Consider the following 17949-nt stretch of genomic DNA (forward strand, 5'->3'; position numbering starts at 1 on the left):
AATTTGCTTAAAACAGAACATATTTCATTCCAATACGAAGATGGCAAACAAGCCTTAACGGATGTTTCAATTGATTTAGAAAAAGGCAATATTATCGGCCTTATTGGTGCGAATGGCTCCGGTAAATCGACACTTTTTATGCAGCTATTAGGCATTAACAAGCCAACTTCTGGTAAAGTTTATTTTGACGGAAAACCACTTTCTTACGATAAAAAAGCACTGTTTGCTTTGCGGAAAAAAGTGAGCATCGTTTTCCAAGATCCGGATCAACAAATCTTTTATTCGAATGTGCGTGACGATGTGGCTTTTGCGCTTAGAAATTTAGGCGTGAGTGAAAGTGAAGTAGAATCGCGCGTGACGAATGTGCTTGAGATTGTTGGTGCAACGGAATTTCAAAATAAACCAGTCCAATATTTAAGTTATGGCCAAAAAAAACGTGTCGCGATTGCCGGCGCCCTTGTTCTTGACACAGATTGGTTACTGCTAGATGAACCAACCGCCGGACTTGATCCCATCGGCAAAAAAATCATGATGGAAATTATCGAACGTCTGGCAAATCAAGGGAAAAAGATCCTTATTTCAAGCCATGATATCGATTTAATTTATGAAATATGCGATTACGTGTATATGTTAAAAGATGGAGCTGTTCTCACAAACGGGGAAACAAGCAGTGTTTTCTTAGAGAAAAGCAATATCGAACAAGCAGGTTTAGTTCAGCCCTGGTTAATCAAATTACACCAACAAGCTGGCTATCCACTGTTCAAAAAAGAAGCCGATTTTTTCGCGCATACGGGGAAGGTGACTGATTAATGGTAAAGCAAATAATGATTCAAGGCACGGCTTCCGACGCGGGAAAAAGCGTGCTAGTTGCGGGATTATGCCGTCTGTTCAAAAATAAAGGCAAGCGAGTCGTTCCGTTTAAATCGCAAAATATGTCGCTTAATTCTTTTATTACAGCAACCGGGGATGAAATGGGGCGGGCGCAAGTGTTCCAAGCAGAAGCGGCCGGCGTGTTCCCAGATGTCCGGATGAATCCCGTGTTACTTAAACCGACCAATGATCGCCAGTCACAAGTCATTTTTATGGGTTCGATTTTAGATAATATGGATGCCGTGACGTACCACGATTTCAAACAAACACTTATCCCAAAAATCCAAGCAGTTTACCAGAGTTTGGCGGATGAAAATGATATTATTGTACTAGAAGGTGCCGGAAGCCCTGCCGAAATCAATTTAAACGACCGCGATATCGTGAATATGGGCATGGCAAAAATGGTCGATGCACCCGTCGTTTTAGTGGCGGATATCGACAAAGGTGGCGTGTTTGCTTCGATTTATGGCACAATCATGCTCTTGAAAGAAGAAGAACGTGCTAGGATTAAAGGGGTAATCATCAATAAATTCCGCGGCGATGTGGCGCTTTTGCAACCGGGGATTGATATGATTGAAGAACTCACGAATGTCCCAGTTATCGGCGTCATCCCATATGCGCATCTCCAACTGGAAGAAGAGGACAGTGTGTCACTTAGCGGAAAAAACTACGTGCCAGACAGTTCAGCTTTGCTTGATATTGCGATTATTTGTTTACCACGCATATCTAATTTCACAGATTTCCATATTCTAGAAATTCAACCGGAGATAAGTGTGCGTTACATACGAAGCTTAGCTGATTTTGGAAATCCAGATTTAGTGATTATTCCTGGCAGTAAAAATACGCTAGAAGATATGGCCTTTCTCGAAGAATCCGGATTGAAAAAAGCCATTCAAAACTACGCTGAAAATGCTGGAAAAGTGATTGGGATTTGCGGTGGCTATCAAATGCTCGGTCAAAAGATGCTCGATCCAAATCAAGTGGAAAGTAAACAACTCGAAATTGCTGGACTTGGCTTATTAGACACCGAAACCATTTTCCATGACCAAAAACGTACTACCCAAATTACTGGCGTGACACTTTCCGGCGAGCCAGTTGAAGGATACGAAATCCATATGGGCCAGACAAAACGCGGCGAGAACACCAACCCATTTTGCGAAATTAAAGCAGTGAACAGCAACCAAGAAATCCATCAAGACGGCGCCATTTCCGCTAACAAAAATATCATTGGAACTTACATCCACGGTATTTTTGATAACGCCATTTTCTTAGGAAATCTCTTCAACGAACTACTAGCACACAAAAACAAATCAATTTATCCACATGAAATCATCAAACTGAAAGAACACAAAGAACAAGAATATAACAAACTAGCGGCCCTTTTAGAAGCAAATATCCAAATGGACCAATTAGAAAAAATCATGAAAGGAGAAAAAATATGCGTATCTACACCAAAACCGGCGATAAAGGAATGACCAGAATTATCGGGGGGAGCAAAGTAAGTAAAGACAATATTCGCATTGATGCATACGGCACCTTGGATGAACTTAATTCGCTCATCGGTTACACAATAACAACCCTTGGAAGTGAACCAGAAATCCAAGCCGAACTCGAGCAAATTCAACAACAATTATTTGATGCAGGAGGAGATCTTGCAACCGAAGAAGGTAAGCGCGCCTATAAACTTACGAACGAGCCTGTTGCTTGGCTAGAAGACCGAATTGATATCTACGCCGACGAACCACCAGAAATTGAGAAATTCATCCTACCAGGCGGAACGCAAGCGGCTTCATTACTGCACATGGCTAGAACCGTAACAAGAAGAGCCGAACGCGAAATCGTTGGCATGCTAAAAATCGCTTCCAGCAACGAAGAAGTGTTAAAATACGTCAATCGCTTATCCGATTACTTTTTCGCTGTAGCCAGAGTCGTCAATTACCGCGCTGGCGAAACAGATATTTTCTACAAAAATTCTGAACTCGTTTTCCGCAATAAAAAGAAATAATAAAAAACCTCTCCAGACCTAAATCCGGAGAGGTTTTCCTTTTTAAAAGCGTTGAATTAAAAATACGCCAACGAGCATTAACAACACACCAATCATTCGGTAACGGTTAATCGGATGAGGAATAACCCCGAAAAAGCCAAAATGATCAATAATAAGCGCGATAATCATTTGCCCACAAAGAGCTAAAACAACTGTCATTGCCGAGCCGAGCAATGGTAAAAGTAAAATGTTAGATGTTACAAAGAGTACTCCAAGCGCACCGCCAGTGAAAACCCACCAAGGAATCCGACCGACCCCTTTCAGTTGAAAAGTCAAACGACGCTCCACAATTAAACAAACAATTGTAAGTAAAGTCGTCCCAACTAAAAAAGAAATAAATGATGCCACAAAAGGAGAACCGACAGTTAGCCGAAGTTGGCTATTAATCGACGTTTGAATCGGTGAAAGTAGTCCAGAAACAAGTCCCATTGCCATAAACAGTAATAATGATTTGGATGATCTTTTTGTCATGTTTTCTCCTCCTTTTAAAATCGTTGCATCAAGTAAATGCCGCCGAACATTAAAATAACACCAAGTAAACGTTCGATGTTAATTTCATGCATTGGTACTTGAAATAAACCAAAGTTATCAATTACAATAGCCATAATCATTTGTCCACAAACCGTAATCATTACAAGCAGGGCAGAACCAAGTCGCGGTAAGAGTAAAATATTAGCTGTTAAGAAAATAACGCCTAATGTTCCACCACCAACCCAGATATACCAAGGATTTGAGGCAATCATTTCTGATGATATTGGCCATGATTTTTGTGTAAATAAGCAAACAATAAGTAAAACCGTTGTTCCGACCATAAAAGAAACCCACGAAGCTAAAAACGGGGATTTCGTATATGTACTAAGTCGCGTATTAATGGCCGTTTGAACTGGTAATACCATCCCAGCTAACAGACCTGATACAATAAATAATATAATCAAAAATTTCCCTCCCTTTTATCACAATGAGATAATTATAAAATAAAAGAGGGGCAAAAAGATAGTATTTAATTCAAAGTGAGGTTTTTTTATGAAAATTCGTATTATCGGATCAGTTGGAAGCGGTAAAACGACGCTAGCCAAAAAACTTTCCGAGTGGCAACAAATCGACTATTTTGAAACCGACCGCATTGTTTGGAAACGAGAAGAGACGGAAGTAAGACGAACCGACGTCGAAAAGTCAGCCGTACTAAATAACATCCTCCAAAATGAAAACTGGATTATCGAAGGCGTTCATTTAGAAGAATGGACAAACGAAAGCATTACTCAAGCCGATATTGTCATTTTCCTTGATTTACCTAAAAACCAAATCCGTTCCCAACTAGTCAAACGCCAAATCAAACAAATACTACGACTAGAAGCCGCACACTATCCAGTCCGTTTAAAGATGCTAAAGAAAATGTTTTACTGGGATAAGCTATTCGACCAACGAACCAAACCACTCATTACCGCGAAAATCACTCAAAATCCAAAAAAATGGCTGATTATCAAAGAAAAAGCAGAACTCCAAGACATTCAGGAAAACATTTTGCAAATAATCTCGAGCCGTTAAAAGAATGCATATTTTCTGCTTACTACAATTCGCTCTTATATATAGAAGAAAGACGGTTTTTTATACCCGAAAAATATATATTCAGAAAATCGCAGCAATTTTATATGACTAAATGATGGCAAATGTTACAAAATGAAGAAATGTTCATATCAATGACACGGATAATAGCTTAATAGCAATAATTTAACCTAATCATATAAATGTTAAAGATTTCTTAAATTCCTTAAAATAGACCCCCAGATGGATTGCAATTGTAGTAAAAGTAACGTATTCTAGTACCATCAAGGGATTCGTAGACAGAAAGGCGTGACGACATCTGAAATATAGAAAATTATCCAAAAAGAAGAAGCAAAAAAGGCTAATTGGAATAGCGGGAATTTTACTTCTAGTTATTTTAGTAGGTGTCATTGCATCCGTTGTTAGACAGCAATACTTAATTATGACAGCACCAGAACCGGACCCGGCATTTCATTCCAAACAGCAAAACTTCCTAAATGAACTTTCGCCACGTGCGCAAGAAATTCAAGCAAAGCATGGCATTTTAACAAGCATAACTCTAGCCCAAGCAATTTTGGAATCTGACTGGGGCCAAAGCGGTTTAGCCCAAAAAGGCAATAATTTATTCGGGGTAAAAGGTAAATCTCCGCAACCAATGGTAACGATGACGACCAAAGAATTTGTAGACGGCGAGTGGATTGAAATCAATGCCAATTTCCGAAAATACAAAGATTGGAACGAGTCACTCGATTCGCATGCAGAACTTTTTTTGAAAGGTACTTCCTGGAATAAAGATAAATATAACGGCGTCGTTGCAGCAGATGATTATAAAAAAGCCGCGCAAGAATTACAATCAGCAGGCTACGCAACAGACCCGGATTATGCAGAGAAATTAATCAATATTATCGAAAAATATGATCTAGCATTATACGATCGCATTGAAGACAAAATTTACTATGATACAAAATCAACGGGCTACGGCAAAGTAGAAAAAGACGTATCTGGCGCGATTTGGACCAAGCCATATGGACTAGCTGGCGCGTTAAAAGTAGAGGAAATTAACTACTATAAACGTGAAGATTTGAAAATTTTACGCGAAGCAAAGACCGATAGTGGCGTTTGGTACCAGATTTCCGTAGATACTGAGCCAATTGGTTGGGTAAAACAAGAATTAATCGCAAAAAAATAGAAAATAACCGAAAAAGAGCAAAATGACTTGTCTTATTTATAGGCAAAAAGTCCTTTTCAAGCTCTTTTTCTTTTTTATTTTCATCAGAGTCATCTTTCTAGAATTGCTCTATCAAAGCGCTAAGCCCGAATTGTAACATAAGTAATGTAAAAGTAATGTGTATTACAAGGCTGGTTTGATAGAATGAAATAGTTGTTTTAAAGAACACCTGTTTCCAGTTTTTCAAAAGCTGGAAGGATAACTCAAAGAAGGATGTGCAATAAATCATTATGTTACAGCTCGCAAAGAAGCATTTGGTGACAATTGGTCTCGGAATTACAATTACATTATGCGCCTTACCAATCCACTCCCAAGCTGCTGGTCTAGAGGACGGCCTGACTTCCAAGCAAGAGAAGTTTATTAATGAGATTGCGCCGCATGCTCAAAAAGTGCAAAAAGAACATGGTATTTTAGCAAGTATTACTATTTCGCAAGCAATCCTAGAATCTAATTGGGGCGAAAGTAAACTAGCAAAAGACGGTAATAATTTATTCGGAATTAAAGGTTCTTATAATGGAGCATCGATTAAATTACCAACAAAAGAACACAATGGTGTTGTTTGGGTTGGAACAGATGCTGTTTTCCGCGCGTATCCAGGCTGGTATGAATCCATGAATGACCACGCACTTTTATTTGTCAATGGCCCATCATGGAACCCGCATTTATATGGTGGATTAATCAAAGAATACAACTTTGAAAAAGCAGCTGTTGCTCTTGGCAAAACTGGCTATTCATCAGACCCAGAGTATGCAGCAAAACTAATTGATCTCATTAAAAAAGCAAATTTAAATAAATACGATACCGTTTATAGCGAACGTGTATCTGATAAAGCAATCAAAGCTGCCGGTGAAGTAGCTATCAAAGATAATTGCTTTGTTTGGTCCGCGCCAGGTGGTACTAAAGGAGCGAACCCCGTAGCAAGTACGACAAAATATTTTGGTCGCCAAGTTTCGATTAATCAAGAAGTAAAAGTAACCGACTCTAATATTACTTGGTACCAAATCCATCAAAACGGGGAATCAATCGGTTGGATTGAAAGTACGTCGATTAAAAACTTCTATCAATTAGAAGACTATTCGCCAACGGTTGATGCATTATTAAAAACGGATGATCAAAACCGCCTAGTCATCAACATGGATATCGATACATCCGAACTACACAAAACCAAATTAGCGAAGGCTGACACAAAAGAAAAAACAGCCTTTAATTTACCTTTACTTAACGTCCAATCCATTGTATGGTAAGTAACGCACAAAAAAGCTGAATAGATTACTCGGCTTTTTTTGCGTTTTCAAAGGATTTTTAGAAAGAAACTGTTATAATGTAAAAGGAGTTTATAAGGAGGGGTATTAATATGGATGAACAATTAAAAATGTTAAAAGCACTAACCGATGCAAAAGGTATTCCCGGTAACGAGCGCGCAGTAAGAAACGTGTTCCGCGAATATATCGAACCACTAGCGGATAGTTTTGAAACAGACGGCTTAGGAAGTGCTGTGGCGAAAAAAGTTGGCAACGAAGATGGACCTAAAATTATGATTGCTGGCCATTTAGATGAAGTAGGCTTTATGGTAACGCAAATTGACGATAAAGGCTTTATTAAATTTCAAACAGTGGGCGGCTGGGTTTCTCAAGTAATGCTCGCACAAAAAGTAACCATCGTGACGCGTTCCGGCGAAGAAATCACAGGGGTTATCGGTTCTAAACCACCACACGTTATGACAGCTGCAGAACGCCAAAAATCATTTGATATTAAAGATATGTTTATTGATGTTGGCGCAGTAGATAAAGCAGAAGTGGAAAGCTACGGCATCCGTCCTGGCGACATGATCGTTCCCGCTTTTGATTTTACTGTAATGAAAAACGAGAAATTCCTACTGGCGAAAGCATGGGATAACCGTATTGGCCTTGCAATTGCCATTGAAGTACTTAAAAACTTACAAAAAGAACAACATCCAAATATCGTTTACGGCGTTGGAACGGTTCAAGAAGAAGTCGGTTTACGTGGCGCGAAAACAGCCGCACATTTCGTACAACCAGATATCGGTTTTGCTGTTGATGTTGGCATCGCGGGAGATACTCCGGGCGTAACCGACAAAGAAGCGATGAGCAAAATGGGCGAAGGTCCACAAATCGTTATTTACGACGCATCAATGGTAGCACACGCTGGTCTCCGCGATTTTGTAACGGACGTAGCAGACGAATTATCCATTCCTTACCAATTTGAAGCAATTCCAATGGGTGGAACGGATTCTGGTTCGATTCATTTAACAGGAAACGGAATCCCGTCACTATCGATTACCATTGCAACACGCTACATTCATTCTCATTCCTCGATGCTACATCGCGACGATTTTGAAAATGCAGTGAAACTAATTACCGAAGTAGTCAAACGTTTAGATAAAGAAAAAGTAACAGAAATTCGCTTAGGTTGAGTTTCGAGAAAAGAGGACAACTTTAATGGAACAGATTCAATCAGTAAAAAACGACCGTGTCAAAACATGGAAAAAATTGCAAACGAGAAAAGGCCGCGATAAAACTGGAACTTATTTGGTGGAAGGCTTTCATTTAGTAGAAGAAGCACTACGTCAAGATGGTTTAGTACTGGAGCTGCTTGTTTCAAGTGGTGTTTCTGTTCCAGAAGAGTGGTTAAAAGGCGATTATGATGTGTTTGAAATCAGTACAGAAATCAGCCACTTAATTAGCGAAACAATGACAGAGCAAGGCGTCTTTGCCGTAGTCTCCACTTCTGAGCCAGATATGATGCTTTTATATGGTAAGAAATTATTACTTGTAGACGCAGTACAAGATCCAGGGAATGTTGGTACGTTAATTCGTACGGCTGATGCTGCTGGTTATGATTGTGTCGTGCTCGGCCGAGGTAGTGCAGACCTATATAATCCAAAAGTAATTCGTAGTACACAAGGTAGCCATTTTCACATTCCTGTTATTCAAGCAGATTTATTTGATTGGATTTCCAATTTAGAAGAAGAAGGTGTTCCTGTAATTGGCGCAGTTTTAGATGACCAAGCGAAATCATTAAACGACATGCCAAAACGCGAAACATTAGCTTTGATGGTTGGAAATGAAGGAAACGGTATTTCTCCGGAATTACAAGATCGTCTTTCTGAAAAAGTCTACATTCCTATTTACGGCGACAGCGAGTCTTTAAATGTAGCTGTTGCAGCAGGAATTTTACTGTACGGTTTACGAAAATAATAAAAAGTGGTGACTAAGTTCATTCCGACTTAGTCACCACTTTTTTAGATTTCTTCTTGTTTTTCCATTTTTACTTCGCGAATCGCAACACGTTTTAAATCAGCTACAACGCTATGCATGTAATCAAATGCTGCTCCCCAGTCAATGCCAGTGAAGAAGCTATTCGAACTACCTGTCGAGATAATCGTTACTTCCGTTTCGCCGTGGAAATTATTAATATTAACGAAAAGTGCCGCTCGATTAGAAGAGCGCAAATAAAATTTTTCGCAAGCAAGAGTCGCAAGTTCGCCAAAATCAAACGTTCTAATCTCAGAAAACACGATATTCGATCCAGCTTGACCTGCTTTGATTATTTCGAAGGTTTCAGTAACATCAGTTTTGACAATGTATCTAATAGATGGCATTATAGCCGCCTCCTTAATAAATCTATCTTAGTTATATTTTAAGCCAGAAGGATATTTTGGTCAATGGTATTTCAACTTACTAAATATAAGCAACATAACATTTATTAGTTACTTTCTGATGATAGATATGGTACAATAACGTTAGAGGTGAGAATTATGACTGATGCACATACAGTATGTCCGAAGTTTGAATCGGCGTTCCAATTACTAGGTAAACGCTGGACTGGACTTATCATCAATGTCTTACTGACTGGTCCAAAAAGGTTTAAACAAGTTGCCGCTGAGATCCCACAAATGAGTGATCGGGTGCTTGCAGAACGTTTGAAGGAACTTGAGGAAATGGATATTTGCTTGAGACAAGTTTATCCAGAAACTCCTGTACGCATTGAATATGAACTAACCGAAAAAGGCAAAGCACTCCAAGAAGTAATGCTTGAAGTCCAGTGTTGGGCGGATAAATGGGTGGAAGTACCTAATTAAAAAGAAATAATCTCTCCTGTTAAATTGGGGGAGATTATTTTTTAGCTTGAATCTTTCGTAGAACCATACTATAATAGAAACTATCTAAATAAGTAAAGACAATGAAAGAGCCAAGTAGCAAACTGAGTCTGTATAGGGAGAAGTGGTCAAAGACTGAAAGCCACTTTACAAACAAATTTGTGAACATTTCACCTCTGGAGTCGCCGCCGGGAAGCACGCAACGTGTGAAGGTGGTCCGGTTACTAAGCCGTTATCGAATCATGAGTGGGAACAATTTTTTTGTTCTTATTAGGGTGGTACCGCGAGAAGTCTCGTCCCTTTGTGGATAGAGCTTTTTTATTTTGTCTAAAAAGAAGGAGTGAACGGTATGTTAGAACAGTTACAGACGCTGAAAAGTGAAGCAGAAACACAAATCAACGAAGCATCAGACTTAAAAACTTTAAACGACTTACGAGTAAAATACCTTGGTAAAAAAGGCCCGATGACCGAAATTATGAAACAAATGGGGAAACTTTCCGCAGAAGAAAGACCAAAAATGGGTTCGCTTGCTAATGAAGTTCGTACAGCTTTAACAGAAGCTATTTCCAGCAAGCAACAAATTCTCGAAACAGCCGCAATCAATGAAAAACTAAAATCAGAAACTATCGACGTTACGTTACCAGGGACTGCTCCAAGCATCGGAACAAAACACCTTTTAACACAAGTAATTGAAGAAATGGAAGATATGTTCATTGGTATGGGCTACGAAATCGCAGAAGGACCAGAAGTAGAATTAGATTACTACAACTTCGAGGCGCTAAACTTACCAAAAGATCATCCAGCTCGTGATATGCAAGATAGCTTCTATATTACAGAAAATACTTTACTACGTACCCAAACTTCACCCGTACAAGCAAGAACAATGGAGAAACACGATTTCTCTAAAGGGCCAATCAAAGTTATTTGCCCAGGGAAAGTATACCGCCGTGATAATGACGACGCGACGCACTCGCACCAATTTACACAAATCGAAGGGCTTGTAGTTGGCGAAAACATCACTTTTGCTGATTTAAAAGGAACGCTAACAGTCCTTGCAAAAACAATGTTTGGTGAAGAACGTGAAATTCGTCTTCGTCCATCATTCTTCCCGTTCACAGAGCCATCCGTTGAAATGGATATCTCTTGTTTCAAATGTGGCGGTAAAGGTTGCCGCGTTTGTAAAGGAACAGGTTGGATTGAAATTTTAGGAAGCGGAATGGTACATCCAAACGTCCTTGAAATGTCTGGAATTGATTCTACTCGATACAGCGGCTTTGCTTTCGGCTTAGGACCTGAACGTGTTGCAATGTTGAAATATGCGGTGGATGATATTCGCCACCTTTATACAAATGATTTACGCTTTACGAAGCAATTCCAAAGTACAGAAACGGGGGAAATCTAATGTTAGTTTCATATAATTGGGTCAAAGAATTTTTCCAAGACTTCCCGTTAACGGCGGAAGAGCTAGGAGAAGCGATTACAAGAACAGGTATTGAAATCGAAGGCGTAGAAGAATTAAGCGCTAGTTTGAAAAATGTTGTGGTTGGCGAAGTATTATCATGCGAACGCCACCCCGATGCAGAAAAATTAAATAAATGTCTCGTACAAACAGATGAAGCAGAACCAGTTCAAATTATCTGCGGAGCGCCAAACGTCGCCGCTGGTCAAAAAGTCATCGTTGCCAAAGTTGGTGCAAGACTTCCAGGCGGACTTAAAATCAAACGCGCTAAATTACGTGGCGAAGTATCAGAAGGCATGATTTGTTCACTCGCAGAACTTGGCTTTGAAAGTAAAGTCGTGCCAAAAGCATACGCAGATGGCATTTACGTATTACCAGAACATGTTGAAACAGGCGTAAGTGCAATCACGTTACTTGGCTTAGATGATGCCATTCTTGATATGGCAATCACTCCAAACCGTGCCGACGCATTAAGCATGAACGGCGTAGCTCATGAGGTTGGCGCGATTATCCATCAAAAACCAGCCCAACCAACTCAGCCCGACGTATCCGAAAAAGGTAAAGCTGATGCATTTATTTCTGTAGAAGTAGAAAACCCAGCTGACACACCTTACTATGCGATTAAAATGATCGAAAACATCGAAATCAAAGAATCACCACTGTGGCTACAAACAAAACTAATGAAAGCGGGTATCCGTCCACATAATAACGTTGTCGATGTAACCAACTACATCAACTTATTATACGGCCAACCTTTGCACTCATTTGACTATGATAAAATCGGCAGTAAAAAAATTGTCGTACGTTCTGCGAAAGAACAAGAAGAAATTACGACACTTGATGGCGAGAAAAGAACATTACAAGCGGGACATACAGTTATTACTAACGGAACAGAACCAATTGCCATCGCTGGTGTTATGGGCGGCGAATTTTCCGAAGTAACAGAGAGCACAACAACCGTAGCGCTAGAAGGTGCGATTTTCAGTAGTTCCTCTATCGGTAAAGCATCACGAGAATTATACCTACGTACCGAAGCAAGTATTCGTTACGATAAAGGCTCTGATGCTTGGAAAGTAGAAAAAGCACTTGCGCACGGCGGAGCATTAATCGCTGAACTTAGTGGTGGAACGCTTGTTGGCGGTGTAGTGGAAGTAGATAACCGTGAAAAAGCAGTAAATAAAATCGAAACAAGCTTAACGCGAATTAACCGTATTTTAGGAACGGCGATTACACTTGCGGAAATCGAAACTATTTTTGCTCGTTTAGGATTTGTGTTAGAAGTAAAAGATGACACATTGATCATCGAAGTACCAACAAGACGTTGGGATATTACAATTGAAGCGGACATTTTAGAAGAAGTAGCACGTATTTATGGCTATGACGAAATTCCAGTAACTCTTCCAGCAACAAGCACAACAGGTGGTTTATCAGACAGCCAAAAAGCTCGTCGTGTGATGCGCGCTTATTTAGAAGGAGCTGGACTTAACCAAGCGTTAACATATTCCTTAACTTCCAAAAAAGATGCGACTCGTTTAGCATTATCTGATGAAAAAACAGTGGCGCTATCAATGCCAATGAGTGAAGAACATAGCCATTTAAGAACAAGTATCGTCCCACAATTAATTCGTAGCGCAAGTTATAATATCGCTCGTAAAAATATGGACGTAGCACTTTATGAAATGGGAACCGTGTTCTACGCAACAGAAGGCGACAATTTACCAATCGAACAAGAGCATTTAGCTGGCCTAATCACTGGGAACTGGCATGTTGCAGATTGGCAAAAAACACCAAAACCAGTAGACTTCTTCGTTTTAAAAGGAATTGTCGAAGGTTTAGTGAACAAATTAGGAATTAAAGCTGAACTGCACTGGAAGCAAACCGAAAAAGAAGAACTGCATCCAGGAAGAACAGCAAGCATCGTTTTAGAAGGGCAAGAAATCGGTTATCTTGGGGCGCTTCATCCAGCAGTAGAAGCAAACTATGATTTAAAAGAAACCTATGTATTTGAAATCAATGTAGCGGCTTTACTTGATGCAACAAAAGAAAAAGTTGTTTATCATCCAATTCCACGCTACCCAGAAATGACGCGCGACTTAGCCTTACTTGTTGACAAGGATACCGACCATGCTGCAATTTCTCAAGTAATCAAAGAGCACGGCGGAAACTTATTAGTCAATATCGAGCTATTTGATATTTTCGAAGGAGAAAGCCTTGGCGAAAATAAAAAATCGCTTGCATACACATTAACTTTCCTAGACAGTGAAAGAACGCTAGTCGAAGAAGACGTCCAAAAAGCAACGAACAAAGTAGTGGAAGCATTACAAACAAAACTAAATGCGATTATCCGCTAAATGAAAAAAACTAACTGGAACTTCTCCGGTTAGTTTTTTTATGCTACTTTCCTTATTTAGTACTTCACTAACTTAAATACCACATGTTATAATTATGGCACATGACAGAGAGAAAAGGACGAGGAAAATGACCTACGTAGAAATGAAAGATGTCTCTAAATTTTATCAAATGGGAGAGAATGTTGTTACAGCTAATGACAAAATCAATTTTGGGATAAATAAAGGTGAATTTGTTGTTATCGTTGGACCTTCTGGAGCTGGTAAATCCACCGTGTTAAACATATTAGGCGGGATGGATAGTTCGAGTGAAGGAAAAATCATGGTAGATGGGCAAGATATTGCTCAATATAATGCAAAACAACTAACGAAATACCGCCGCACAGATGTCGGCTTTGTTTTTCAATTTTACAATTTAGTTCCTAATTTAACCGCGAAAGAAAATGTCGAGTTAGCGGCACAAATCGCTCCTAACGCACTAGACGCGGAAACCGTTTTGACACAAGTTGGATTAAGTCACCGATTAGACAATTTTCCAGCCCAGTTATCAGGTGGGGAACAACAGCGCGTTGCCATCGCCCGTGCATTAGCGAAAGCACCGAAGTTACTCTTGTGCGATGAACCAACAGGAGCACTTGATTACGATACGGGGAAATCCGTCTTAAAGTTATTACAAGAAACCTGTGAAAAAACCGGAACGACCGTAATCGTCATTACACATAATACAGCAATCACACCAATTGCTGACCGAGTTATTGAAATTAATAATGCAAAAGTGCGCAGTATCAAAGAAAATCCAGAGCCAATGTCCATTGATAACTTAGAATGGTAGAAAGGAGCAACCAGTGAAACGTTCAGCATTATGGAAAGATATCTACCGTGAAATATGGCGTTCGAAAAGCCGATTTATTTCGATTTTCATGCTTATTATGCTTGGGGTTGCTTTTTTCTCTGGACTAAAAGCAACTGGCCCAGATATGCTTTTAACCGCCAATAATTATTTCAATAAGTATGATTTAGCCAATTTCAACGTACAATCAACCTATGGAATCGATCAAACCGACAAACAAGCGCTTGAAAAAGTGGACGGCGTGAAGCAAGTGGAACTCGGATATACAGCAGACACCTTGATGCAAGACAAAAATATCGTTACTAAATTATATTCTTTGAATGCGGATAATCAGCTCAATAAATATAAAGTAGTGACAGGTCGTTTGCCTGAAAAATCTGGAGAAATTGCACTGGATAATAACAAACTTATCCACGAAAACGTCCAACTAGGTGATAAAGTAACTTTTGTCAAAAGTGATGGAAATAAGCTGACAGATACATTAAAAGAATCCACCTATAAAGTAGTTGGTTTCGTCCAGTCACCAGCCTATATCCAAAAATCAGAACGCGGCTCAAGCACAGTCGGCAAAGGGAAAACCGAAGCATTCGGGGTCATCCAAGAGCAAGACTTTGCGCTACCAGAATATACTATCGCCAATTTAACCTTCACCAATTTAGCATCTGAGAAAGCTTTTAGTGACGCGTATATATCTAATGAAGAAAAAGATAAAGACAACATTGAAAAAGCTTTGAAAAATCAACCAGAAAAACGTTTAGAAAAAATAAAAGCAACTGAACAACAGAAATTAAACGATGCAACGAAAGAAATTAATCAAGGAAAAGCAGAACTAAAATCAAACGAAGCGAAACTAGCAGACGCGAAAGCACAGTTAGACGCCGGCTTTTCTGAGTATCAAGCTGCGAAAACAAGTTATGATGCCAAAATTAGCCAAGGCGAGGCAGAAATCCGCAACGGAGAAGCCGAACTAGCTAGCGCGAAAAAACAATTAGACGCCGCCCAACCACAAATTAGCCAGGGCGAAGCAGCAATCAGCCAAGCGGAAGTAGAGTTAAAAGAAGGTCAAGACGCATGGGAAGACGCAAATAATCTTTTAAATACTACCAATGGCTACTTACGCAATACAAGATCTACCCTAGAAAACGCCTTAAAACAGCCAGATTTAACAAATATTGAGTTAGATCGAGCGAGCTTACTTAATGCATTTGATAGTGTTGCCGCAGATTTGGGACTTTCCGCTAAAGAACAAGCTACTTATAAAGCAACGATGAACCAACTGCTAAATGACTATGAAAGTGGCGCAATTTCCGATTCAGAAATTCGTGCTGGATTAAATGAAGCCCTTGCACAAGTAACGGATGCTCAAAAAGAATATCAAGCAGCACGAGCAACGTTAGATAAAGAAAAACAAACAATAGAACAAGGTCAACAAGCTCTAAAAGCAAAAACGCAGGAGTTACAAGCAGCAAAAAATACGTACCAAGCAGGCTTAGCAAAATACCAAGCCGGAACGAAAAAACTCGCTGCAGCAAAAACGCAACTAGCTGCCGGCAAAGAAACAGGCGAAACAGAACTACAAAACGCACTTGCCAAATTAAACGCCGGACAAGCAACTTACGAAAAAAATCTAGCGTTATTCACAACTGAAAAACAAAAAGCAGAACCAAAACTAGCCAGTGCCGAAAAAGAGGTTAAAATCGGTCAAGAAAAATTAGATACGCTAGAACTTCCAAAGTATTATGTATTAGATCGTAATGATAATCCGGGTTATAGCGAATACAAAGAAAATGCCGATAGACTAACTTCCTTATCGACCGCATTTCCAATCTTCTTTTTCCTAATCGCTGCGCTCGTTTGTTTAACAACGATGACGCGTATGGTGGAAGAACAAAGAACACAGATAGGAACGTTAAAAGCATTTGGTTATTCTAATGGAAGCATTATTTTAAAATACCTCGTTTATGGTTCGCTTGCGAGTGTAATTGGGAGCATACTTGGAATACTAATTGGCTTCCAGTTCTTCCCGAATATCATTTTTAACGCCTATAAATCAATGTACGAAATGCCGTCAGTTGACATTGGCTTCTACTGGAGCTACAGTTTGCTATCCTTATTTGTCGCTTTATTCTGTACGACATTTACAGCTTATGTAGCTTGTCGCGCAGAACTTCGGGCCAATGCTGCCACATTAATGCGCCCTAAAGCACCAAAAATCGGAAAACGCATTTTCTTAGAACGGATACAATTTATTTGGAAACGAATGAATTTTACAAGTAAAGTAACCGCTAGAAACCTATTCCGCTACAAACAACGGATGCTAATGACTGTTCTTGGTGTAGCAGGGTGTACAGCGTTAATCCTTACTGGCTTTGGCCTCCGGAACTCCATTAGTGATATCGCTAAAATGCAATACGGCCAAATAATGAAATACGATGCCGCTGTCTATCAAGATATGAGTGCGCCACCTACAGCCAAAGATAATTTTGATGAACTAATGAATGATTCCAATATCAAAAGCAAACTCGATATGTCACAAACCAATATCGATACCGTGAAAGCAGGGCAGTCCGCGCAAGCTACATCGATTATTGTGCCTAAGAATTTAAACGAACTGCCAGATTATATCGTATTACGCGATCGTGCCAGCCATACAACAGAAAAATTAACAGACGATGGTGCAATCATCACCGAAAAACTGGCTAAACTTTTTGACGTAAAACCAGGCGACACCATTACAGTCAAAAACGCCGATAACGATAAGTTCCAAATAAAAGTGAGTGCCATTACAGAAAACTACGCACTACACTATATTTACATGACACCAACATATTATCAGCAAATTTTCAAAGAAAAACCTGTCTATAATTTAGATTTATTAATGTTAAAAGATACTTCTGAAAAAGTGGAAAGCGATTTTGCTGAAAAATTAACAGATAGCAAAGCCGTTCTCAATGTTACTTTTTCTAATAACGTTAGTTCGATGTTAACAGACACGCTTGATAGCTTGAATATCGTTATCGTCGTACTCATCACATCGGCCGCACTTCTCGCATTTGTCGTTCTATACAACCTAACCAATATTAATGTATCTGAACGTATTCGCGAACTTTCCACCATCAAAGTGCTTGGCTTTTATCCAAAAGAAGTGACGATGTACGTTTACCGCGAGAATATTATTTTAACATTAATGGGTATTGTGACTGGATTCGTACTCGGCTTCTTCTTGCACCGCTTTATTATTACCACCGCAGAAGTCGATCAAATGATGTTTAGCCCAGCAATTAGCTGGACAAGTTATCTGTTTTCCGGCATTCTCACGCTTGTTTTTGCAACCGTGGTGATGGTCGTAATGCACATTAAACTCAAACGAATCGACATGATTGAAGCACTAAAATCAGTTGAATAATGATGAAAAGAACTTGCTTTAACGGCAAGTTCTTTTTGTTTGACTTCAAAATAAATAAAGCTTAAACTGAAAAATAGTTAAG

General features: G+C 39.5%; 16 protein-coding genes and 1 other annotated feature. Of the genes, 13 read left to right on the forward strand and 3 right to left on the reverse strand.

Annotated features, from left to right (window positions below):
• Window positions 1–3: 3 nt before the first annotated feature.
• Genes HCX62_RS04585 through HCX62_RS04595 form a run of 3 tightly spaced genes read left to right on the forward strand, consistent with a single transcriptional unit; the run spans window position 4 to window position 2875 of the window.
• Complete coding sequence (locus HCX62_RS04585; protein WP_185637241.1) at window positions 4–810, forward strand: ATP-binding cassette domain-containing protein; 807 nt, start codon at window positions 4–6, stop codon at window positions 808–810.
• Window positions 810–2345 carry a cobyric acid synthase gene (locus HCX62_RS04590; RefSeq protein ID WP_185637243.1) on the forward strand — a complete coding sequence of 512 codons (1536 nt, stop codon included), beginning with the start codon at window positions 810–812 and terminating at the stop codon, window positions 2343–2345. Before HCX62_RS04585 ends, HCX62_RS04590 begins: the two co-directional genes overlap by 1 nt.
• Window positions 2309–2875 carry a cob(I)yrinic acid a,c-diamide adenosyltransferase gene (locus tag HCX62_RS04595; RefSeq protein WP_185637245.1) on the forward strand — a complete coding sequence of 189 codons (567 nt, stop codon included), beginning with the start codon at window positions 2309–2311 and terminating at the stop codon, window positions 2873–2875. Before HCX62_RS04590 ends, HCX62_RS04595 begins: the two co-directional genes overlap by 37 nt.
• 42 nt (window positions 2876–2917) lie before the next feature.
• Here the strand turns inward: HCX62_RS04595 and HCX62_RS04600 are convergent, their stop codons facing one another.
• The gene (locus HCX62_RS04600; protein WP_185637247.1) at window positions 2918–3385 is read right to left on the reverse strand and encodes a DMT family transporter; all 468 of its coding nucleotides are present in this window, start codon (window positions 3383–3385) and stop codon (window positions 2918–2920) included.
• A 14-nt stretch (window positions 3386–3399) separates the two neighbouring features.
• Window positions 3400–3849, reverse strand: a complete 450-nt coding sequence (locus tag HCX62_RS04605) for a DMT family transporter (protein WP_003761842.1) — start codon at window positions 3847–3849, stop codon at window positions 3400–3402.
• A gap of 88 nt (window positions 3850–3937) precedes the next feature.
• Between HCX62_RS04605 and HCX62_RS04610 the strand changes: the two genes are divergently transcribed.
• From HCX62_RS04610 to HCX62_RS04630, 5 genes are all read left to right on the forward strand, one after another.
• Window positions 3938–4459, forward strand: a complete 522-nt coding sequence (locus HCX62_RS04610; protein ID WP_185637249.1) for an AAA family ATPase — start codon at window positions 3938–3940, stop codon at window positions 4457–4459.
• 316 nt (window positions 4460–4775) lie between these two features.
• Window positions 4776–5645, forward strand: a complete 870-nt coding sequence (locus HCX62_RS04615) for a glucosaminidase domain-containing protein (protein WP_185638026.1) — start codon at window positions 4776–4778, stop codon at window positions 5643–5645.
• A gap of 269 nt (window positions 5646–5914) precedes the next feature.
• Complete coding sequence (locus tag HCX62_RS04620) at window positions 5915–6928, forward strand: glucosaminidase domain-containing protein (RefSeq protein WP_221771385.1); 1014 nt, start codon at window positions 5915–5917, stop codon at window positions 6926–6928.
• 110 nt (window positions 6929–7038) lie between these two features.
• On the forward strand, window positions 7039–8118 hold the full coding sequence (locus HCX62_RS04625; protein WP_185391186.1) for a M42 family metallopeptidase: 1080 nt from the start codon (window positions 7039–7041) through the stop codon (window positions 8116–8118).
• 25 nt (window positions 8119–8143) lie between these two features.
• Window positions 8144–8902, forward strand: a complete 759-nt coding sequence (locus HCX62_RS04630) for a TrmH family RNA methyltransferase (protein WP_185637251.1) — start codon at window positions 8144–8146, stop codon at window positions 8900–8902.
• Between the two features lie 44 nt (window positions 8903–8946).
• Here HCX62_RS04630 and HCX62_RS04635 read toward each other — a convergent pair whose 3' ends face one another.
• Window positions 8947–9306: a DUF6054 family protein gene (locus tag HCX62_RS04635; RefSeq protein ID WP_185637253.1), complete on the reverse strand. Its 360-nt coding sequence runs from the start codon at window positions 9304–9306 to the stop codon at window positions 8947–8949.
• A gap of 156 nt (window positions 9307–9462) precedes the next feature.
• Here HCX62_RS04635 and HCX62_RS04640 point away from each other — a divergent pair, with 156 nt between their 5' ends.
• The 5 genes from HCX62_RS04640 to HCX62_RS04660 all read left to right on the forward strand — a co-directional run bounded on the left by HCX62_RS04640 (window position 9463) and on the right by HCX62_RS04660 (window position 17867).
• Window positions 9463–9786 (forward strand): winged helix-turn-helix transcriptional regulator, encoded by a 324-nt coding sequence (locus HCX62_RS04640; RefSeq protein ID WP_003721618.1) that lies wholly within the window; start codon window positions 9463–9465, stop codon window positions 9784–9786.
• Between the two features lie 92 nt (window positions 9787–9878).
• Window positions 9879–10108 (forward strand) — a binding site (T-box leader).
• A gap of 45 nt (window positions 10109–10153) precedes the next feature.
• The gene (gene pheS, locus HCX62_RS04645; protein ID WP_185502642.1) at window positions 10154–11206 is read left to right on the forward strand and encodes a phenylalanine--tRNA ligase subunit alpha; all 1053 of its coding nucleotides are present in this window, start codon (window positions 10154–10156) and stop codon (window positions 11204–11206) included.
• Window positions 11206–13614: a phenylalanine--tRNA ligase subunit beta gene (gene pheT, locus HCX62_RS04650; protein ID WP_185637255.1), complete on the forward strand. Its 2409-nt coding sequence runs from the start codon at window positions 11206–11208 to the stop codon at window positions 13612–13614. Before pheS ends, pheT begins: the two co-directional genes overlap by 1 nt.
• A gap of 127 nt (window positions 13615–13741) precedes the next feature.
• On the forward strand, window positions 13742–14443 hold the full coding sequence (locus HCX62_RS04655) for an ABC transporter ATP-binding protein (RefSeq protein ID WP_185391189.1): 702 nt from the start codon (window positions 13742–13744) through the stop codon (window positions 14441–14443).
• A 13-nt stretch (window positions 14444–14456) separates the two neighbouring features.
• Window positions 14457–17867, forward strand: coding sequence for an FtsX-like permease family protein (locus HCX62_RS04660; RefSeq protein ID WP_185637257.1), 3411 nt, complete (start codon window positions 14457–14459; stop codon window positions 17865–17867).
• Window positions 17868–17949: the final 82 nt, after the last annotated feature.

Origin of the sequence: Listeria swaminathanii (assembly GCF_014229645.1) — a bacterium.
GTDB classification, from domain to species: domain Bacteria; phylum Bacillota; class Bacilli; order Lactobacillales; family Listeriaceae; genus Listeria; species Listeria swaminathanii.